This window comes from Janthinobacterium sp. PSPC3-1, assembly GCF_049896105.1.
GTDB lineage: Bacteria > Pseudomonadota > Gammaproteobacteria > Burkholderiales > Burkholderiaceae_D > Janthinobacterium.
The window spans coordinates 20,366-38,321 of sequence record NZ_JAFCTQ010000047.1 but is presented as its reverse complement, the minus strand read 5'-3'; the positions used below and the strand labels follow the sequence as shown (position 1 = coordinate 38,321).

20 protein-coding genes and 1 pseudogene are annotated in these 17,956 nt (G+C 66.0%); 9 read left to right on the top strand and 12 right to left on the bottom strand.

All coding sequences use genetic code 11. From position 1 onward, the window contains the following. Positions 1–147, top strand: a pseudogene (locus ACP7B7_RS28460) (IS1595-like element ISJsp4 family transposase); the annotation flags it as partial. Positions 148–151: 4 nt separating this feature from the next. Here the strand turns inward: ACP7B7_RS28460 and ACP7B7_RS28455 are convergent. Next, positions 152–967 (bottom strand): AraC family transcriptional regulator, encoded by an 816-nt coding sequence (locus ACP7B7_RS28455; RefSeq protein WP_308924681.1) that lies wholly within the window; start codon positions 965–967, stop codon positions 152–154. A gap of 164 nt (positions 968–1,131) precedes the next feature. Here ACP7B7_RS28455 and ACP7B7_RS28450 point away from each other — a divergent pair, with 164 nt between their 5' ends. Both ACP7B7_RS28450 and ACP7B7_RS28445 read left to right on the top strand, forming a co-directional pair. Next, positions 1,132–1,713 carry a type 1 glutamine amidotransferase domain-containing protein gene (locus ACP7B7_RS28450; RefSeq protein WP_426078940.1) on the top strand — a complete coding sequence of 194 codons (582 nt, stop codon included), beginning with the start codon at positions 1,132–1,134 and terminating at the stop codon, positions 1,711–1,713. Positions 1,714–1,750: 37 nt separating this feature from the next. Further along, positions 1,751–2,329, top strand: a complete 579-nt coding sequence (locus ACP7B7_RS28445) for a FecR family protein (RefSeq protein ID WP_308924683.1) — start codon at positions 1,751–1,753, stop codon at positions 2,327–2,329. Positions 2,330–2,365: 36 nt separating this feature from the next. On the opposite strand, the gene ACP7B7_RS28440 is transcribed toward ACP7B7_RS28445, so the two are convergent. The 5 genes from ACP7B7_RS28440 to ACP7B7_RS28420 form a co-directional block, all read right to left on the bottom strand. Then, positions 2,366–3,106 (bottom strand): MOSC domain-containing protein, encoded by a 741-nt coding sequence (locus tag ACP7B7_RS28440; RefSeq protein ID WP_426078939.1) that lies wholly within the window; start codon positions 3,104–3,106, stop codon positions 2,366–2,368. Then, positions 3,103–3,792: a glutamine amidotransferase gene (locus ACP7B7_RS28435; RefSeq protein WP_426078938.1), complete on the bottom strand. Its 690-nt coding sequence runs from the start codon at positions 3,790–3,792 to the stop codon at positions 3,103–3,105. Before ACP7B7_RS28435 ends, ACP7B7_RS28440 begins: the two co-directional genes overlap by 4 nt. Continuing rightward, on the bottom strand, positions 3,789–4,337 hold the full coding sequence (locus ACP7B7_RS28430; protein ID WP_374694255.1) for a peroxiredoxin family protein: 549 nt from the start codon (positions 4,335–4,337) through the stop codon (positions 3,789–3,791). The genes ACP7B7_RS28435 and ACP7B7_RS28430 overlap by 4 nt, the downstream gene beginning before the upstream one ends. Beyond that, on the bottom strand, positions 4,334–4,876 hold the full coding sequence (locus ACP7B7_RS28425) for a carboxymuconolactone decarboxylase family protein (RefSeq protein WP_308924687.1): 543 nt from the start codon (positions 4,874–4,876) through the stop codon (positions 4,334–4,336). Before ACP7B7_RS28425 ends, ACP7B7_RS28430 begins: the two co-directional genes overlap by 4 nt. 91 nt (positions 4,877–4,967) lie before the next feature. Continuing rightward, the gene (locus ACP7B7_RS28420; protein ID WP_308924688.1) at positions 4,968–5,621 is read right to left on the bottom strand and encodes a MarR family winged helix-turn-helix transcriptional regulator; all 654 of its coding nucleotides are present in this window, start codon (positions 5,619–5,621) and stop codon (positions 4,968–4,970) included. A gap of 121 nt (positions 5,622–5,742) precedes the next feature. On the opposite strand from ACP7B7_RS28420, the gene ACP7B7_RS28415 reads away from it, so the two are divergent. Beyond that, positions 5,743–6,183, top strand: coding sequence for a hypothetical protein (locus tag ACP7B7_RS28415; RefSeq protein WP_308924689.1), 441 nt, complete (start codon positions 5,743–5,745; stop codon positions 6,181–6,183). Positions 6,184–6,189: 6 nt separating this feature from the next. On the opposite strand, the gene ACP7B7_RS28410 is transcribed toward ACP7B7_RS28415, so the two are convergent. Together ACP7B7_RS28410 and ACP7B7_RS28405 are read right to left on the bottom strand one after the other, a co-directional pair. Then, entirely contained in the window at positions 6,190–7,275 is a 1,086-nt protein-coding gene (locus ACP7B7_RS28410) for a porin (protein ID WP_308924690.1), read from the bottom strand. A gap of 10 nt (positions 7,276–7,285) precedes the next feature. After that, positions 7,286–9,178 (bottom strand): amidohydrolase, encoded by a 1,893-nt coding sequence (locus tag ACP7B7_RS28405; protein WP_308924691.1) that lies wholly within the window; start codon positions 9,176–9,178, stop codon positions 7,286–7,288. A 250-nt stretch (positions 9,179–9,428) separates the two neighbouring features. Here ACP7B7_RS28405 and ACP7B7_RS28400 point away from each other — a divergent pair, with 250 nt between their 5' ends. Then, positions 9,429–10,124, top strand: a complete 696-nt coding sequence (locus ACP7B7_RS28400; protein WP_308924692.1) for a YoaK family protein — start codon at positions 9,429–9,431, stop codon at positions 10,122–10,124. A 19-nt stretch (positions 10,125–10,143) separates the two neighbouring features. Further along, complete coding sequence (locus ACP7B7_RS28395; protein WP_308924693.1) at positions 10,144–13,179, top strand: sensor histidine kinase; 3,036 nt, start codon at positions 10,144–10,146, stop codon at positions 13,177–13,179. Here ACP7B7_RS28395 and ACP7B7_RS28390 read toward each other — a convergent pair. Then, a complete protein-coding gene (locus ACP7B7_RS28390) occupies positions 13,153–13,818 on the bottom strand; it encodes a response regulator transcription factor (RefSeq protein WP_308924694.1) in 666 nt (221 codons plus the stop codon). The genes ACP7B7_RS28395 and ACP7B7_RS28390 overlap by 27 nt on opposite strands. A 180-nt stretch (positions 13,819–13,998) precedes the next feature. Here ACP7B7_RS28390 and ACP7B7_RS28385 point away from each other — a divergent pair, with 180 nt between their 5' ends. Then, on the top strand, positions 13,999–14,688 hold the full coding sequence (locus tag ACP7B7_RS28385) for a hydrolase (protein ID WP_065307589.1): 690 nt from the start codon (positions 13,999–14,001) through the stop codon (positions 14,686–14,688). Between the two features lie 82 nt (positions 14,689–14,770). Next, entirely contained in the window at positions 14,771–15,046 is a 276-nt protein-coding gene (locus ACP7B7_RS28380) for a XapX domain-containing protein (RefSeq protein ID WP_426078937.1), read from the top strand. A gap of 111 nt (positions 15,047–15,157) precedes the next feature. Here ACP7B7_RS28380 and ACP7B7_RS28375 read toward each other — a convergent pair whose 3' ends face one another. Further along, positions 15,158–15,814, bottom strand: a complete 657-nt coding sequence (locus ACP7B7_RS28375) for a response regulator transcription factor (RefSeq protein WP_308924696.1) — start codon at positions 15,812–15,814, stop codon at positions 15,158–15,160. A 51-nt stretch (positions 15,815–15,865) separates the two neighbouring features. Continuing rightward, on the bottom strand, positions 15,866–16,621 hold the full coding sequence (locus ACP7B7_RS28370) for a sensor histidine kinase (protein WP_426078936.1): 756 nt from the start codon (positions 16,619–16,621) through the stop codon (positions 15,866–15,868). A gap of 56 nt (positions 16,622–16,677) precedes the next feature. Between ACP7B7_RS28370 and ACP7B7_RS28365 the strand changes: the two genes are divergently transcribed. Next, the gene (locus ACP7B7_RS28365; protein ID WP_426078935.1) at positions 16,678–16,842 is read left to right on the top strand and encodes a hypothetical protein; all 165 of its coding nucleotides are present in this window, start codon (positions 16,678–16,680) and stop codon (positions 16,840–16,842) included. Here ACP7B7_RS28365 and ACP7B7_RS28360 read toward each other — a convergent pair whose 3' ends face one another. After that, positions 16,843–17,817, bottom strand: a complete 975-nt coding sequence (locus tag ACP7B7_RS28360) for an alpha/beta fold hydrolase (protein ID WP_426078934.1) — start codon at positions 17,815–17,817, stop codon at positions 16,843–16,845. Between the last annotated feature and the right edge of the window lie 139 nt (positions 17,818–17,956).

Here is a 17,956-nt window from a genome sequence, read left to right as displayed (position 1 = left end):
TGGCTGCGCGCCTTTCATGGCGTCGCGACGCGCTATCTGCCCAACTACCTGGGCTGGCGCTGGATACTGGACGCCAGAAGAATCTTGTCCCCCGAAAGCTTGCTCAGGGCCACCTTGGGTACATTCCCACATTTGATGGTGACATAGCCTTTTAAAGTCTGCCGGCAAAGCGCAGCCAGCGCCCCGGCGTCAATCCATAGGTTTTCAGGAAGTGCCGGTTCATGTGGCTCTGGTCGGCAAAGCCGGCGGCCGTGGCGGCGTGGGCCAGCGTGCCGCCGGCCAGCAGCAGGCTGCGCACCAGATCGAGGCGGCGCATGGTCAGGTAGCGGTAAGGGCTGGTGCCATAAAACACGCGAAAGTCATGCGACAGGCTCCAGCGATCGCGCCCGGTGGCCGCTTCCAGTTCGCCCAATGTGACGGCGCGCGTGCAGTGCGCCTGCAGGTAATCGCGTGCGCGGCGCGCCGCAAGGTAGTCGCCTTTTTCCCGTTGCGCGGGCGTGCCGGAAACCAGCGCCAGCGCATGTGCCAGTTCGGCCAGCGCCTCGCCCTGTTCCAGCGGTTCAAGCAGCTGGCCGGCCTGCGGCAGCAGGGCGGCGGTCGCCACGGCCAGGCGCGGATCGGTCGAAATGCCGCCTTCGAGAAAGGGTAGGGCACGTCCGCCCAGCACGTCCTGGAACAGCGCCGGTTCGATATACACCATGCGGTAACGAAAGCCCTCCATGGTGCCGGCCTGGCCATCGTGCGCCTCGTCGGGGTGCAGCACCATGGTATTGCCGGGCAGGCTGTTGCGCTGGCTGCGCCGGTAGCTGAACCGCTGCACGCCGGCCAGCGTGCGGCCGATGGCGTAGGTGTCGTGGCGGTGCATGGCATAGGCTTTGCCGCTGAACCACGCTTCGATGCGTGTCATGCCTTCTACCGGTTCGGCGCACCGGACCCAGTCCTGGCGCGCTGGCGCTGCCTGCTTCATGATGGTTTCCTCTCGCTCAGGAAGACTGTACCCGCGCCACACGCGGCTGTCCACGAAAAGCCGGGACTAGGTGCGTGCGCCCACATACGCATGCCCCACCACCGGTTAAGGTAATCCTTCATGGCATGCCATTTCGCGCATGCCCACCAGCAAAGGAGCTCACCATGGCAGCAAACCTACCAGACACCCCCCTCGACGCCAAGCGTATCGCGGTATTGATGACGGACGGCTTTGAACAGGTCGAATTCACGGGACCGCGCGATTTCCTGCAGGAGCATGGCGCGGTGATCACCATCGTCTCGCCCAAGGCCAAGGGCAAGCAGGTGGTCGGCATGCATCACAAGGATGTGGGCGATTCGTTTGATATCGACCTGACCGTGGCCGAAGCGCAGGCGCGAGATTATGATGCGCTGCTGCTGCCGGGCGGCGTGGCCAATCCCGATGAACTGCGCATCGACCCGGTGTCGGTGGCGTTCGTCAAGGAATTTGCCGATGCGGGCAAACCGATTGCGGCGATCTGCCACGGTCCCTGGACCCTGATCGACGCCGAAGCTGTCAAGGGCAAGCAGATGACCAGCTGGCCAAGTTTGCAGGCCGACTTGCGCAACGCCGGCGCCGTGTGGCGCGACGAGAAAGTCGTGGTTGATGGTAATCTGGTCACCAGCCGCAAGCCGGACGATATCCCGGCTTTCAATGAGGCCTTCCTGACCGTGCTGACGCAAGCCAGGGCGGCCAGGACGTCATGAACAACTAGTCTCCGACTTTATCCAGGCAAGCGATTCCATGAGCATCTCTCCCGACATTGAGCGCCCGCGCATCGCGGCATCCCGCAGACTGTGGCCGGTGCTGGCCATTGCGGCGGGCGCCGTGCTGGCGTGCGCCATGGGTGCGCGGGCCTGGAGCCATTGGCTGGCGCAGCCGCTGATGGTAAAAACCTGCAGCACCGCGCGCGGCGAGCAGTCCGAGGTGCAGCTGGACGATGGCAGCCGGCTGTGGCTCGATGGCGCCACCCGGCTCGAAGTGCGTTACTACCCGTATCGCCGTGAAGTGACGCTGTTCGATGGGCAAGCCCTGTTTTCCGTCGAGGACGATGCCACTCGTCCTTTCCAGGTAAGGGCCGGGCCACTGCGCGCCACTGTGACTGGCGCGCGCTTTGCCGTGCGCCATGCGCCGGATGCCGCGCACCATGAACAGGTGCGCGTCGCCGTCGAGCTGGGCAGGGTGCGGGTGGACAATGTGACGGCCAAGTCCGCGGACCATGCCGTGCAGCTGACGGCCGGCCAGCAGGTGTGGGGCACGGCGCACGGCGTGTCGTCCGTATCGCTGCTCGCTGGCGCCGACGTGGCGCCGTGGCGCTGGTGATGCCCAATTGATTGCGCACCGCCTGGCCATGCGCCATCAGTTCCGAGTCGGCTGCCGTGGCGTCGCCGTGTGGTGGGCGGGTTCGACCAGCCGGCGCGACCAGTCCTCCAGCGCGCCCGTCTGCACGCGGCGCGCAAACGTGGCGCGCCAGTTGGCCGTCAATGCGTCGATGGCCGCCGCCTCTTGCCACTCCTGCGCCAGCCCTGGCGCCTGCGGATCGACCGGGAACAGCGCCGCGATCAAGCGCCGCAGCGGCCAGCCGGGGCAGGGCCGTTCCAGCAGGTCGAAGCGGTCGCCGGGCGCCAGCCAGCCTTCCTGCAGCACGCGGTAATACCAGCCGGTGGCGCCAGACATTTGCATCGCCAGCGCGGCGCCGTCCGTGCGCAATAACCGGTTCAGTTTCCAGCAGGGCTGGCGGCCCTGCGACACCTGCACGATGGCCGTGCCCGCGCGGTATATGTCACCGATGTGCACGTTCGCTTCCGTCATGCCGTGCGTCGACACGTTCTCGCCAAACGCGCCCGCCACCAGCGCCACTGGGCTGTCGTGGTGACACGATTGCCACCAGGCGTAGTGTTCGGCGGCGTAATGGTGCACGGCTTTTTCAGGGCCGCCGTGATACACCGCATCGCCCTGTTCATCGCCGGCCAGGCCATTCCTCGACAGCCACAAGGGGCTACTCTGCGCCGTCTTGACGATACCGCTGGCGACAGGCGGATAACCGTCGCGCGCCAGTGGCGCCGCGCGGCCGGTAAACAGCGTGTCGATCACGCTCATGTCGCCAGCTCGCGTAGCCAGTCTTGCAGCACGGCTTGTCCCGCTTGCACCAGGCGTGGGCCGTGCCGGCGCGTGTCGGCGCGCAGCTGCGCCAGGTCGATGCCGGCCAGCCGCAGTTCCACCGCGTGACCCGTCAGCCACTCTTCCAGCATGGCCGGATCGAATTCCACGTGACACTGCAGGCCCAGCGCATGGGTACCGATGCGAAACGCCTGGCAGGGCGTGGGCCCGGTATGCGCCTCGGCCAGCAGGGCGGCGCCGGGCACGATATTGTCGCCATGCCAGTGCAGCACCGGCACGCCGCGCAGGTGTTCCAAAGAACCGGCGCCGGGCGCGATGGCCAATGGCGACCAGCCGATTTCCATGGCGCCGCTGGCAAGCACCTGGCCGCCCAGCGCGACGGCCATCAGTTGCGCGCCCAGGCAGATGCCCAGGGTGGGCTGACGGTGTGCCAGGCGCAGGGCGATGCCGTCGATTTCGGCGGCCAGCCACGGATAGCTGGCCACGTCAGCCACGCCGATCGGGCCGCCAAGGATCACGATCAGGTCCGTGTCGCGCCACTCCTCGATGGTCAAGGGCGCGGCGCCCGCATGGCGGTAGCCGATATCGTAGCCGGCCGTCGCCAGGGGCTGGGCAAAGGCGCCCAGGTCTTCGAAGCGCACGTGGTACAGGGCGATGCATTTCATGCCGATTCCTTTGTAATGAGGCAAGCGCCATCGTCGCAGTTTGACGCAGTTGAAATTGCCGGCGTTTCGGCCACCAGCCGGGCCACCAAGGCGCCGGCCTGCATGTCGTCGACCATGCCGAACAGGCTGTGGCGCAGCACGCCGTGACGGTCGAACAGCAGCAAGGTGGGCGTGCCGCGCAGCCGGTAGTTTGCCATGGTCAGTGGCACAGGTCCCGTTGGCGATGGCTGATCGATGGCGACCGGAAAATCGATCCGGTATTCATGCAGGAAGACCTGCAGCGCCGCCGACGTCATCACCGCATGGTGCTCGAATACCGAGTGCAGGCCCAGCACTTCCACCTCGTCGCGGGCAAACGCCTGGCGCAAGCGCTTCGCTTGCGGCAAGCCGTGCGACACGCAGCCGGGGCACAGCATCTGGAAGGCGTACACCGCCACCACCTTGCCGCGCAGGGCGGCAAGGCTGACGGGACCCTTGGCGTTGAGCCAGGCCGCGACCTCGAATTCGGGCGCGGCGCTGATGCTGCTCAAGGTCCCGGCGCTCATTTGGCGCGCAGCTTGATGTGCGGGAAATCGAGCGGCACGTCGAACGCCACATTCACATAATTGGTGAACAGATTCAGCGCCACATGGGCCATGATTTCCATGATCCCGGCGTCGTCAAAGCCGGCCGCGCGCAGGGCGTCGACATCGGCCGCCGTGATCTTGGCGCGCTGGCGCACCACCGTGACGGCAAAGTGCAATGCGGCGGCGGTTTTCGGGTCGTGCGACTGGCCGGCCTGGGCCGCAGCCATCTCTTCGCTGGAGGCGCCCGCCTTGCGGCCCAGCGCCGTATGGGCAGCCAGGCAGTAGTGGCAGTCGTTCTGGTCGGCGATGGCCACGGCGATCTGTTCTCCCAGCTTGGCGCCCAAGGTGCCGCCGCCCAAGGCGCCAAACGCGCCCCACATGCTGGCCAGCGCCGCCGGGGAATTGGCGACGGCGCGGAACATGTTCGGCGTGGCGCCAAAGGCGGCGTGGATGTGCGCCAGCACGGGTTGCGCCGCGGCGCTGGCGTTCTCAATGGTAACGAGGTCGATACGGGACATGGTCATTCCTTTCAATGGGCCGTGAGAAACATGAAAAGGCTGGCCGCCCTTCCTTTTCAATAGGAGTCCTAAATATAATGCTCAAAAAAAATCAGGCAAAAATTTCCCAGTTGCGCCGCTCGGTGGCCGCATCGGTTGGCTGGTGCTCGGCGCAATCGATGCGTAGGAACGTGATCGGCAGCGGCGCCTTGACCAGCGCGCAATGGTGCGGCGTGGGCTGGCCGGGAAACTTGTTCGCTTCAAAATAACGGCATGACAGGCAGGCGCGCAGGGCGGGAAAACGTTCGCTCTGTTGCAGCTGCGCGATCAGCTTGAACAGGCCCACCAGCAACTGGCCCTGCACCTGCGCTTCCAGCGCGGCGGCGGCGTCGTCGGCAAAGCCCAGCGCCGAACCCATGCGCGTCACCAGTTCCTTACCTTGATCTGTCAGCCACAAGGCGCTGGCGCGGCCGTCGTCCGGAGCACGCGCCTTGCGCACCAGGCCTTTACTCACCAGCGCGGTGACCGAATCGCTGGCGCTGGCCGCCGACACGGACAGCTGCGCCGCCAGCCACGACAGGCGCACGCCTTCGGTGCGGTCGCTGAGCAACTGCAATATCTCGGCCTGGGTGGGATTGAGATGCTCGGCCGTGGCAAACTCCCACATGCCGGCCCGCAACACGCTCGAGACGCGGCTGATCGCGGCGATAATGCGGGCCGAGATGTCCGGAGTGCTGTCCCAAGGGGTTTCAGGTGTGATGTCCATGGAGGAATCATAGCACGGCAAAATAATAAGTAAAGAGTCCTAACTAAATTTGTGGTGAATCCACACAGCGCCTGCGCGCTAGAATATTGCCTTGTCCTTTACCCTGAACGGAGCCACGCCCATGCCCCACAACCTCCACCAGTACTTGACTTCGCTGCCTGACGACGATGGCGATACGCCGCCCGTGGTCGATCTCGATCTCTACTTTGCCGGCAATGCCGATGAAGAGTCGATCGCGCCGAACCAGTGGGGCTATGGCCGCCCGCCGATCGCGCAGCTGTATGCGATGTTCCGCGAGATCGCGGCCAGGCCGGAGGTGGAAAAAGTGCTGGTCGGCCTGCACCAGGACTGGTGCGATTATGACGAGGCGGACGTGGCCGCGAAACGCTTTCCGCCGGCGGAAAACGTGCACATTTTTACGTCCGCCAGCCAGGAAGAAGTCGAGCGCTGGATCGCCGGCATGGAAGCCGACGGCGTGATTCCCGGCTGGCCATATGGCAAGCCGGGCAATGCTGCCGAGCCGTCAACGGGCTACAGCGTGTTGTCGGTCTGCTGGGACTGACCCGGCTCAGAAATTGTGCCGCATGCCCAGCACCACCCCCGACAGGGTGGCCCCCGGCGTATCTGCTGCGCTGCCCAAACTGTTGATGGCAAAGTCGGCCACGCCGTTGCGGCCGTTGTCGAGCCGCGTGTAGTAGGCGAACAGGCTGCTGCGTTTCGACAGCAGGTAGTCGTAGCCGACTGTGGCGTGGGTGGCGCCGGTGCCCGGCCCCGCGCGCACGGTGCCGATGGTATCGACCGCGCTGCCGCTGGCGCTTTGCGCATGTGCCAGGCCGAAGCGCAGGCCGTGGCGGCCGAACTGGCGCGTGGCCGAGACATACACCGTGCGCCGGCGCAGGTCTCCCGTCGCCGTTTCATAGCGCAGGCTTTCCACCGCTGCCGCCAGCTGCGTGGCGCTGTCGACGCGCCAGGCCAGGGCCAGCTTGCTGCCACGGTCGCTCAAGCCCCGCCCCTGGTAGTCGTGATGGTCTTCATGCGCCAGGGTGGCATACCACGCGCCGCTGTCGTACAGCAGGGCGGCGGACATCAATGACGGCCGCGCGCCGCTGGCCGGGCGTTCCTCGCCCATGCCGCGCGCCACCCGCAGCGACCAGCCGGCCCAGGTGGGCGTCCAGTAATGCACGCTGTTCTGCTGGCGCCGGTCGAAGGAATACGTGTTGCTGGTATTGCTTTCGGTCGGCGCCGAGCCGTTGCCCATCAGGCTCATGTAGCCGGCCGTGGTGGGATAGAACGGATCGAGCGCGGAGGTGGCGCTGTTGTAGGGCAGGGTCCAGTTGCCGCCAAACAGCGTGCCCCACGGTCCCTGGATGCCGACGCGGGTATCGCGCGCGGCAATGCTGCCCGCGCCGGTGTCGGGCGACAGCGTGCCCTCGACCTGGAACAGCGCCTGCCAGCCGCCGCCCAGGTCTTCCGTGCCGCGAAAACCGAGCACCGAACGGTTGTTGGACAGCCGCTGTACATTGTCGCCGGTGCCGGACGAGTGCAGCGCTTCGATGCCGACGTTCAGGCGGCCATACAGCTGAACATTTTGCTGTGCGGCGGCCGGGAAAGCCACCGCCAGCGCGCCGGCGGCGAGCAGATACATGCGCATCATGCGGCGGGCCTTAGAAGGCAAAGCAGCTGCAGCCCAGCGCGCCCCAGAAGCCCGAATGGCTGGAGACGGGCACGGAACTCTTGCGCGCCACGTCGTGCGCGTGGGCGTGCACGCCGCAAGCGCCCTGGCACTGGTGCTGCTGCAGCACGCTGGTCTTTTGCGGCGGTGCGTTGCGGTAGTGGCCGGCCACGTTTTTCACCGGCGACCAGTCCGGCAGTACGGGAATCGCTGGCGGCGCCAGGGTCGTGAATTCGGACTGGCCGTAGACGATCTTGCCGCCGACGATGGTCAGCACGGATTCGATCGACTTGATCGCTTCTTCGTCGATGCTGAAGAAGTCCGCGCTCAGTACCGCCAGGTCGGCCAGCATGCCTTCCTGGATGCGGCCTTTTTTGTCCTTCTCGTTCGAGAACCAGGCGCTGCCGGTGGTCCACAGTTCCAGCGCCGTGTCGCGCGACAAACGCGACCCCGCGTCGTACAGCCGCAGGCCGCCCACGGTGCGCCCCGACACCAGCCAGTACAGCGCCGTCCACGGGTTGTAGCTGGCCACGCGGGTGGCGTCGGTACCGGCGCCGACCGGCACGCCCGACTGCAGCATGCGCTGGATCGGTGGCGTCAGCTTGGCCGCTTCCGCGCCGTAGCGGTCGACGAAATATTCGCCCTGGAAGGCCATGCGGTGCTGGATCGCGATGCCGCCGCCCAGCGCCTTGACGCGGTCGATATTACGCGGCGTGATGGTTTCGCAGTGGTCGAACATCCAGGTCAGGCCGTCGAATGGAATCTCGCGGTTGACCTTTTCAAACACGGTCAGCATGCGGTCGATCGACTCGTCGTAGGTGGCGTGCAGGCGGAACGGCCAGCGTTTGCTGACCAGATGGCGCACGACTTTTTCCAGCTCGTCGTCCATGCCGGGCGCCAGGTCGGGGCGCGGCTCCAGGAAGTCTTCGAAGTCGGCCGCCGAGAACACCAGCATTTCGCCGGCGCCGTTGTGGCGGTAGTAATCGTCGCCCTGGCCCGGCGTGACCATCTCGGTCCACTTCTGAAAATCTTCCAGTTCGCGGCCCTTGTTCTGCGTGAACAGGTTGTAGGCGATGCGGATGGTCAGCTGATTATCCTTGGCCAACTGGTCGACCACGGCGTAATCTTCAGGGTAGTTCTGGAAGCCGCCGCCGGCGTCGATGGCGCTGGTCAGGCCCAGGCGGTTCAGTTCGCGCATGAACTGGCGCGTGGAGTTCACCTGCAGTTCGCGCGGCAGGGTCGGGCCCTTGGCCAGCGTGGCGTACAGTATCATCGCGTTCGGGCGGGCGATCAGCATGCCGGTCGGGTTGCCGGAGGCGTCGCGCACGATTTCGCCGCCCGGCGGGTTCGGCGTGTTCTTGTCGTAGCCGACCACGCGCAAGGCGGCGCGGTTGAGCAGGGCGCGGTCGTACAGGTGCAAAATGAAGACCGGGGTGTCGGGCGCGGCCGCATTGATTTCTTCCAGCGTCGGCATGCGTTTTTCGGCGAACTGGAATTCGTTCCAGCCGCCCACCACGCGCACCCATTGCGGGTTCGGCGTGCGCAGCGCCTGCTCCTTCAGCATGCGCAGCGCGTCGGCCAGCGAGGGCACGCCTTCCCAGCGCAGTTCCAGGTTGTAGTTCAAGCCGCCGCGGATCAGGTGCAGGTGCGAGTCGTTCAGGCCCGGAATCACGGTGCGGCCATTCAGGTCGATCACGCGGCTGTCGGGCGTGCGGTGGCGCATGACTTCATCGACGTCGCCGACGGCCAGGAACTTGCCGTCGGCAATCGCCACGGCGCTCGCTTGCGGGCAGCTCTTGTCGACCGTATGGAAGCAGCCGTTGAACAGGATCAGCGGGGCTTCTTTCGACGGCGCGCCGGTGGACGGGATAGTTTGTGCGGTCATGGTGCAGCTCCATGGTAGGTAAAGAGGGGCGGATCCGCGCGCAATACAGGCGCGGCAGGCGATAATCTCGTTACCCAGTGTAGTAGCGCAGCGCGGCTTTTGCACGGGCCAAAAGATCAGTAAGGCGGCAGGAACTGGACTAATGGGTGGTGTGCCGGCGCGCCGCCTGTTTTACCATGCAGGCATGCCGCAGCGGCCTTGCCGGCCGCCGCGTTTTTCACAGTATGTCAGAATGCAGGGAGTTATCACCATGGATCAACCACCACACAGCCGCCTGTTCGGCGCCAGCCTGGGCTTTTTGGCCGGCTACGTCGACACGCTGGGCTTTATCGCCCTGTTCGGCCTGTTTACCGCCCACGTCACGGGCAACTTCGTGCTGATCGGCGCGGCCCTGGCCGACCCGTCGCGCGTCTCGATTCTGCTCAAATTCCTCGCTTTTCCCGCTTTTGTCATCGGCGTGGCCGTCACGCGCCTGATGGTGCTGGCGATCGACCGCCGCGGCGGCCCGTCGCTCACCCTGGCGCTGATCCTGCAATGGGTGCTGCTGGCCGCCTTCATGGTCTTCGGCTGCCTGGCCGAGCCGATCGGCAAGGACGTCAGCGACATGGCGATGATCGCCGGCCTGCTGGGCACGGCCGCGATGGGTGTGCACAGCGCCACCAGCCGCCTGCTGCTGGCGCATCTGGCGCCGACCTCGATGATGACCGGTAACGTCACCCAGATCGTGCTCGACACGGTCGACGTGCTGCGCGGCGCGGCCGACGCCTCCACCAGCGCGCGCTGCGTGAAAACCCTGTGGCCGTTGGCGGCGTTTGCCATCGGCGCGATCGCCGCCGCGTTTGCCTATCTGGCCTACGGCTTTATCGCGCTGGCCGTGCCCCTGATCGTGCTGGGCGCCGTGATCCTGGTGCAACGCAGCGTGCGCCCGGCCTTGCCGGCGGCTTGACCATGTAAGGTGCGCGGCCATGCGTTTGTTCCTGCTGTGCTTGACCCTGATGCTGGCCAGTCCGTTCGGGCTGGCGATCGATGCCGCGCGCGGTATTCATCAGTTGCAGCACAGCAGCTGGACCGCCAGGGACGGCGCACCGGACGACATCACCGTCATGGCCCAGGGCCATGACGGTTTTTTGTGGCTCGGCACCCATGCGGGCCTGATCCGTTTCGACGGCTTGCGTTTCGAACCCCTGGCCGTGCGCCAAGGGCGCTTCCCCGATACGGTGGTGCTGGCCATCAGCCGCGCGCGCGACGGCGGCATGTGGGTCGGCTGGCAGGTGGGCGGCATCAGCCATGTCAGGGATGGCGGGGTGACCAATTACGGCGAGGCGCAGGGCCTGCGCGCCGGCACCATCTGGGGTTTTGCCATCGATGGCGCGGGCGCCGTGTGGGCCGCCGGCGCCAGCGGCGTGGCGCGCTTCGACGGTGCGCGCTGGCAGATGATGGGCCCGGGGCAGGGCTTTACGGCGCAAAAGGCTTCGGCCGTGTTTGCCGGCCGCGATGGCCAACTGGGCGTGTTTTCCGAACAGGGGCTGTTCCTGTGGCGCCCGGAAGAACGCCGCTTCGCGCCGCCCATCGGCAAGCTGGACCTGCGCGCGCCGCCGCAGCAGGGACCGGACGGGCGCCTCTATCTTCTGGAACTGCGCGGCATCCGCATCATCGACTCGCTGGCGCAATACGAACAAATCACCCACCCGTGGATCTACCGCGATACCAGCGGCACCAGCGGCAGCATGCTGGTCGACCGCCAGGGCACCCTGTGGTTCGACAGCCAGCATGGCCTGCACCGCACGCGCAGCAGCGGCACGCTGGCGCCCGGCGCGCTGGGCATCAGCGGCGACACCGAATCGTTCCTGCCGAAAGATGGCCTCGGCAATGAGCTGATCGGCAGTCTGTGCGACGACAATGAAGGCAATCTCTGGGTCGCCACCGCCGCAGGGCTGGACCGTTTTCGCCAGGGCGCGGCGGTGCCCCTGCGCGGGGGCGCCGGGCCGGGCCAGCCCGAAGTCTTTCGCGCCCAGCAGGTGCTGGCCGGGACGGACGGCGCCATGTGGCTGTCGCGGATACAGCCGTCATCGACGCTGATGCTGGTGCGGCCAGACGGCGCCAGGGTGCGCTCCTTCGCGCTGCCGCCGGTATCGAACATGATGGCGGCGCCCGGTGGCCTGTGGCTCAGCCTGTCCAGCGAGCTGCAACTGCTCGACACGGACAGCGGGCGCGTGCTGCGCCGCGTCGCCTATCCGCCGCAGGCGCGGGCGATCGGGCGCACGCGCGCCATCGCCCTGGCGCCGGACGGCGGCATCTGGGTTATTTTCAGCAGCGGCGGCCTGTTTCACTACCGCGATGGCGCATGGCGGCGCGAACCGCTGCTCGATGGCAAACTGAGCTCGCCACTGACGCTGCTGGCGGACACGGCCGGCCGCGTGTGGCTGTCGTATGCCGACGGCAGCGTGGCGATGCTGGACAAGGGCACGCTGCACCGTTACGAGGGGCAAATCGGCAAAGTCCCCGCCTTCTTTGACGATGCCGGCCAGGTGTGGGCGGCCGGCGAACATGGCGTGGCGCTGTGGCGCGCCGGCCGGTTTGTCATGTTGCATGGCCTGGACGCAGCCGCCTTCGAGGGCGTGGTGGGGATCTTGCGGGCGCGCGACGGCAGCCTGTGGCTCAACACGGCCAACGGCGCCGTGCAGGTGGCGGCCAGCGAAGTGGCGCGGGCGCTGCGCGATCCGTCCTACCGCATGCGCACGCGCGTGTACGACGCCACCGATGGCGTGGCGGGCAAGCTCGGCATGCTGCACAGCCAGTCGATCGCCGAAGCGAGCGATGGCAAGCTCTGGTTTTCGCGCCAGAGCGTGACTTTCTGGATCGACCCGCGCCAGCCACCGGCCACCTTGCCGGCGCCGCGCGTGGAGATCGGCCCGCTGTCGGTGGATGGCGTGGCGCTGGACGCCGGCCATGAGCACCTGCCGGCCGGCACGCGCGACCTGCAATTGACGTACAACGCCAGCAGCCTGGGCACGCCGTCGCGGCTGCAATTTCATTATCTGCTCGACGGCTATGACCGCCACTGGCACAGTGCGGGCAGCCGGCGCCAGGCGCAATACACGGGCCTGGGCCCGGGCAGTTATCGTTTCAAGGTGCTCGCGTTCAATGGCGACGGCGTGGCCAGCCCTGTGGCGGAACGGGCGTTCCGGGTGCTGCCCGCGTTCTACCAGACCTGGTGGTTCCGCACACTGTGTGCGCTGGCCTTGCTGGCGGCGCTGCATGCGGCGTTTCGCTGGCGCGTGCGCCGCCATGGCGCGCTGCTGCGGGCGCGGCTGGAGGCGCAGCAGGCCGAACGCGAACGCATTGCGAGGGAATTGCACGACACGTTATTGCAGGGCACGCAAGCGGTGATCCTGCATTTTCATAATGCCAGCATGGCCTTGCCGGCGCACGAACCGGCCAGGGGCGGCATGCTGCGCGCGCTCGACGCGGCCGACCGCATGCTGGCCGAAGGGCGCGACCATGTGCAGGAATTGCGCAGCGGCGACGCTGACGGTGAGCCGTGGCCGGCGGCCCTGCGGCGCGAGGGCGAGCGCCTGGCCGCGCTGCATGGCGTCGCCTTCCACTATCTTGAAAACGGTACGGCAAGCGCGCTGCCGGCGGCCACTCGCCACGAGATCGGCCGCATCGCCGGCGAAGCGCTGCGCAATGCCTTTGTGCATGCGCGCGCCGCGCTGGTGGAGCTGGAGGTGCGCCATGCGCGCGGCATGGCGCAGGTCGATGTGCGCGACGATGGCACCGGCTTGCCGCCGGCGCTGGCGGCGGGCGGACAGGTGGCGGGCCACTGGGGCCTGCCCGGCATGCGCGAGCGCGCCGCGGCAATCGGCGCCAGGCTGGAGTTGATCGAGCGCGAAGGCGGCGGCACCCACTGGCGCTTGCGCCTGCCGCGCAATTGGCTGCAATGCTGGAAGCTGCGCTGGCGCCGCCGAAGCCGATCAGGTATCGAGGATGCCGCGCCGTAGCGCGATGGTGACCGCGTGCGTGCGGTCCTTGGCGCCCAGCTTGGCCAGGATGGTGCTCATGTGAGCCTTGACGGTTTCTTCCTTGATCGAGAGCAGGGCGCCCGTCTCGCGGTTGGAATTGCCTTGCGCAACCAGCCGCAGCACTTCCAGTTCGCGGTTCGACAGCACGTCGGCGCAGGCGTAGCGCGCCATCTCGGCCTCGGCTTCGGGCGCAATATAGCGCCGGCCCGCATGCACGGCCTGTATTGCCGCCAGCAATTCATGGCGCAGCGAACTTTTCAGCAGATAGCCGCACGCGCCTGCCTGCACGGCGCGCCCGACCAGGGTGTCGCCCTTGTAGGTGGTCAGCACGATGATGCGCGCCCGGGGATGCTGCACGCGGATGGCGGCGATCGCGTCGAGACCGGTCATCACCGGCATTTGCAGGTCCATCAGGGTCACATCCGGCTGCAGCGCAAGGAACTGCTGCACCGCCTGCTGGCCATTGCCGGCCTGGCCCACCAGTTCCACCCCCGGAAAGGACTGCAGCAGGGTGGCGATGCCGTCGAGCAGCAATTGATGGTCGTCAGCAATCAACACGCGTATCGCCTGGCTGTCGCTGTGCATCGTGCTGGCCGTCATGGAGGATAAATCGATCAAGAGTCGTCAATAAATAGTGAGTGAAAGGCATTTTACATCAGGGCTTGCCACGCTGCAGCAGCGGCTTCCCGGCGTGGAAAAAATCGCCCGCCTATAACTTTAGATAGTGGTGCGCAAGGCTGGCCAGGCATACGATAGGCAGCAGTAACCCACCCCACATTTTTTATTACGGATGCCATCATGACCAACCCTAAACTCGAAGTCCTTACCCCCGACAACTGCCAGATCATCTTTATCGACCAGCAGCCGCAAATGGCCTTCGGCGTGCAGTCGATGGACCGCCAGGCGCTGAAAAACAATACCGTGGGCCTGGCGAAAGCCGCCAAGGTGTTCAACATTCCGACCATTATCACCACCGTCGAAACCGAAAGTTTTTCCGGCCACACCTACCCGGAACTGCTGGACGTGTTCCCGGGCAAGGATATCCTGGAACGCACGTCGATGAACTCGTGGGACGACCAGAAAGTGCGTGACGCGCTGGCCGCCAACGGCAAGAAAAAGGTCGTCGTCTCGGGCCTGTGGACGGAAGTGTGCAACAACAGCTTCGCCCTGTGCGCGATGCTGGAAGGCGACTATGAAATCTACATGGTGGCCGATGCGTCGGGCGGCACCTCGAAAGAAGCGCACGACTACGCCATGCAGCGCATGATCCAGGCCGGCGTGGTGCCGGTGACCTGGCAGCAAGTGCTGCTGGAATGGCAGCGCGACTGGGCGCACAAGGAAACCTATGACGCCGTCATGAAGATCGTCAAGGAGCACTCGGGTGCCTACGGCATGGGCGTCGACTACGCCTACACCATGGTGCACAAGGCGGCACAGCGCACCACCACCGAGCACACCACCCTGGCGCCGGTTCCTGCCAACAAGTAAGCCTGCAAGCAATACCCCCGCTGTCTTTGCCGCCGCGCCCGATCCCGTGCGCGGCGGTTTTTTTTATCAAGAGGATTCAATCATGAAACTGTATGTGATCTCGCTGGCCGTCGGCCTGCTGGTCGGTATTATTTATGCCGTGTTGCAAGTACGCTCGCCGGCGCCACCGGCGATTGCCCTGATCGGCTTGCTGGGCATGCTGATCGGCGAACAGATCGTGCCGAGCGTCAAGCGCCTGATGGAGGGCGAGAAGATCACCGTATCGTGGCTGCGCAGCGAGTGCGTGCCGAAGATCAGTGGCGTGGAGGCGAAGCCGGTGGTGGTGGCCAAGGCCAAGGCGGAAGATGATATTGCTTGATTAAACCCAAGGGCGTCACTGCCGGGGTCAGACCCTCAATGCCGCAAACTCGGAGGCTTGCGCTGGCGGGGGAGGGGGGCTGACCCCGGATTTTGCTTCTGGGTTGGATGATTAAAACGCCCCCAGCAACCCCCGCTGCGAGGCCACCGTCGCCGCCTCGGTGCGGCTGGAAACGTTGAGTTTCGACAGGATATTGTTGACGTGAAATTTCACCGTGCCGACCTCGATGCCGGCGCTGCGCGCGATCATCTTGTTGCTCTTGCCGGCCGATAAATGCTGCAGGATGTCGAGTTCACGCTTGGACAGGCGGTTGGCGTCGATGCGCTCGGCCAGCTGGGCCGCCAGTTCGGCCGGCAGGTATTGCTTGCCGGCCGCCACGGTGGTGATGCAGTCGGTCAGCTGCTTGAAGCCCGAGGCCTTGAGCAGGTAGCCGCGCGCGCCGGCGCGCAGGCCGCGGTGCACGTTTTCCTCGCCCTGGTAGGTGGTCAGGATGACGATGCGGGCGTCGGCGTCGAAGGCGCAGATATGTTCGATCGCCTGCACGCCGTTCATTTCCGGCATGTTCAGGTCCATCAGCACCACGTCGGGGCGCAGGCGCTGGTACAGCTCGAGCGCCTGCTGGCCGGTGGAGGCCTGGCCCAGCAGGCGAAAGCCCGACATGGAATTGATCAGCGAGGCCAGGCCCGCCAGGATCAAGGGATGGTCGTCGGCGATCAGGATGGAGATCGGAGTATCGCCCGGCGCTTCGGTGTAGTCTGTGTTTTGCATGGTCGTGCTTTCCTTCAGGGTGCGCCCTTGCGGGCGCTGTGCAGCGCGGGGTCAGGGCGACGGCACGGTAAAGTGGAAGATGGCGCCGCGCCCCTTGGCCGCTTCGTGCCACAGGCGGCCACCATGCGCTTCGACGATGGCGCGGCAGATGGCCAGGCCCAGGCCCATGCCGTCCGGCCGGGTCGAATACAGGGCCTCGTAGATGCGCGCCGCCGCCTCGGGCGCGACGCCTTCGCCGCTGTCGGTCACGCTGAACCGCAGCATGGCGCCATCGCGCCGCGACGACAGCACCAGGATGCGCGGATGCTCGCCATTGGCGCGCATGGCGTCGACGGCATTCGTCACCAGGTTCATGATCACCTGCTGCAATTGCACCCGGTCCGCGCGCACGGCCTGCTGGCCCAGGGTCAGTTGTGTGTCGATGGCGATACCCTGCTGTTGCAGCTCGGTGTGCAGCAACAGCAGCACTTCCCTGGCGGGGTCGTCCGCTGGGAAGGTGGCGTGGGCGCCGTTATTCTTGCAAGCCAGGCAGCGCAGGCTGCGTATCATCGCGCTGGCGTGGTTGCCGGCGCTGGCGATAATCGACAACGCGTCGCGCACATGGTCCAGGCGCGGCGGGTCCTGCTCCAGCCAGCGCAGCGCGGCGCTGGCGTTCAGGGCGATGGCGGCCAGCGGCTGGTTCACCTCATGCGCGATCGAGGCCGCGAACTGGCCCATGCTATTGATGCGCGCCGTGCGCGCCTGCTCGGCCTGGGGCGCGCTGGCAGTGGCAGAGCGAGGCGCGGCCTGGTACAGGATGCTGGCCATGGTGTCAGGCGTGGCCAGGGGTGGTGCTGCGGCGGCAGACTGAATGGGCGTTCATCGTGAAGGTCCTGTCGGTCGTTGCGGCCGATGCCGCGATCACACCGAGTATGCATGGACTTGCCGGCAATGCGGTTATACGAATGGGGGAAAGGTTGATGTTTTTGCGGCATATCAGCCGCAAGATGGCATCGCCGGCGGCCGCCAGCGATGCGGTCAAGCAATGATCAGGACTTGATAAAGGCCAGCAGGTCTTCGTTCAGGCGATCCTTGTGGGTGGTTGGCAGGCCGTGTGGCGCGCCTTCATAGATGATCAGCTTGGCGTTCTTGATGATCTTGGCCGACGCCTTGCCGGCGGCGTCGATCGGCACGATCTGGTCGTCGCTGCCGTGCACCACCAGGGTCGGCACGGTGATTTTCTTCAGGTCGGCCGTGTAATCGACTTCCGAGAATTCCTTGATGCAGTCATAGGCGTTCTTGATGCCGCACTGCATGCCTTGCAGCCAGAAGGTGTCGCGCTGGCCTTGCGTGACTTTCGAGCCCGGGCGGTTGGCGCCATAGAACGGGCCCGACAGGTCCTTGAAGAATTGCGAACGGTCGGCCAGCACGCTGGCGCGGATGCCGTCGAAGACCGACATCGGCAGGCCACCCGGATTGCTTGGCGACTGCACCATTTGCGGTGGCACGGCGCCCACCAGCACGGCCTTGGCCACGCGTTTTTCGCCATGGCGGCCGATGTAATGGGCTACTTCGCCGCCACCGGTCGAGTGGCCGACCAAGGTCGCGCCCTTGATGTCGAGCGCGTCGAGCAGGGCGGCCAGGTCGTCGGCGTAGGTGTCCATGTTGTTGCCCTGCCAAGGCTGGCTCGACAGGCCGTGGCCGCGGCGGTCATGCGCGATCACGCGGTAGCCGTGGCTGGCCAGGAACATCATCTGGTCTTCCCAGGCGTCGCCCTGCAGAGGCCAGCCGTGGCTGAAGACCACCGGCGTGCCGGTGCCCCAGTCCTTGAAGTGAATCACGGTGCCGTCCTTGACGGTAATGCTGTTGACGGTCTTGCCAGCGGCGGCGGTGGCGGCAGGCTTGGCAGCGGCGGCAGCGGCGCCACCGGTGGCCAGCAGGCCTGCGCCGGCGGCAACGCCAGCCACGCTCACCAACAGTTTGCGGCGCGAGGTGATTTCTTCGGCTTCGATTTTCCTGGACATGGTGTTTCCTTCTGAGTGGGGTGGGATACTTTGCACAGCGTGAATCAGTGTAGTGGGCCGCCAGGCGAAAAGCTCCTGCCAAAAGGCCAGTCGCCGCGCGCTTTTTCACCCCCCGGCGCTGGCCTTTTGGCAGGGGCAG

Excerpts from the sequence above, each read along its gene's own strand:
- ACP7B7_RS28415 (WP_308924689.1), top strand. The coding sequence starts at position 5,743 with ATGCCCCACAACCTCCACCAGTACTTGACTTCGCTGCCTGACGACGAT.
- ACP7B7_RS28435 (WP_426078938.1), bottom strand. The coding sequence starts at position 3,792 with ATGAAATGCATCGCCCTGTACCACGTGCGCTTCGAAGACCTGGGCGCC.
- ACP7B7_RS28455 (WP_308924681.1), bottom strand. The coding sequence starts at position 967 with ATGAAGCAGGCAGCGCCAGCGCGCCAGGACTGGGTCCGGTGCGCCGAA.
- ACP7B7_RS28425 (WP_308924687.1), bottom strand. The coding sequence starts at position 4,876 with ATGTCCCGTATCGACCTCGTTACCATTGAGAACGCCAGCGCCGCGGCG.
- ACP7B7_RS28450 (WP_426078940.1), top strand. The coding sequence starts at position 1,132 with ATGGCAGCAAACCTACCAGACACCCCCCTCGACGCCAAGCGTATCGCG.
- ACP7B7_RS28385 (WP_065307589.1), top strand. The coding sequence starts at position 13,999 with ATGACCAACCCTAAACTCGAAGTCCTTACCCCCGACAACTGCCAGATC.
- ACP7B7_RS28370 (WP_426078936.1), bottom strand. The coding sequence starts at position 16,621 with ATGGCCAGCATCCTGTACCAGGCCGCGCCTCGCTCTGCCACTGCCAGC.
- ACP7B7_RS28380 (WP_426078937.1), top strand. The coding sequence starts at position 14,771 with ATGAAACTGTATGTGATCTCGCTGGCCGTCGGCCTGCTGGTCGGTATT.
- ACP7B7_RS28405 (WP_308924691.1), bottom strand. The coding sequence starts at position 9,178 with ATGACCGCACAAACTATCCCGTCCACCGGCGCGCCGTCGAAAGAAGCC.
- ACP7B7_RS28410 (WP_308924690.1), bottom strand. The coding sequence starts at position 7,275 with ATGATGCGCATGTATCTGCTCGCCGCCGGCGCGCTGGCGGTGGCTTTC.
- ACP7B7_RS28400 (WP_308924692.1), top strand. The coding sequence starts at position 9,429 with ATGGATCAACCACCACACAGCCGCCTGTTCGGCGCCAGCCTGGGCTTT.
- ACP7B7_RS28375 (WP_308924696.1), bottom strand. The coding sequence starts at position 15,814 with ATGCAAAACACAGACTACACCGAAGCGCCGGGCGATACTCCGATCTCC.
- ACP7B7_RS28445 (WP_308924683.1), top strand. The coding sequence starts at position 1,751 with ATGAGCATCTCTCCCGACATTGAGCGCCCGCGCATCGCGGCATCCCGC.
- ACP7B7_RS28440 (WP_426078939.1), bottom strand. The coding sequence starts at position 3,106 with ATGAGCGTGATCGACACGCTGTTTACCGGCCGCGCGGCGCCACTGGCG.
- ACP7B7_RS28360 (WP_426078934.1), bottom strand. The coding sequence starts at position 17,817 with ATGTCCAGGAAAATCGAAGCCGAAGAAATCACCTCGCGCCGCAAACTG.
- ACP7B7_RS28430 (WP_374694255.1), bottom strand. The coding sequence starts at position 4,337 with ATGAGCGCCGGGACCTTGAGCAGCATCAGCGCCGCGCCCGAATTCGAG.
- ACP7B7_RS28420 (WP_308924688.1), bottom strand. The coding sequence starts at position 5,621 with ATGGACATCACACCTGAAACCCCTTGGGACAGCACTCCGGACATCTCG.
- ACP7B7_RS28395 (WP_308924693.1), top strand. The coding sequence starts at position 10,144 with ATGCGTTTGTTCCTGCTGTGCTTGACCCTGATGCTGGCCAGTCCGTTC.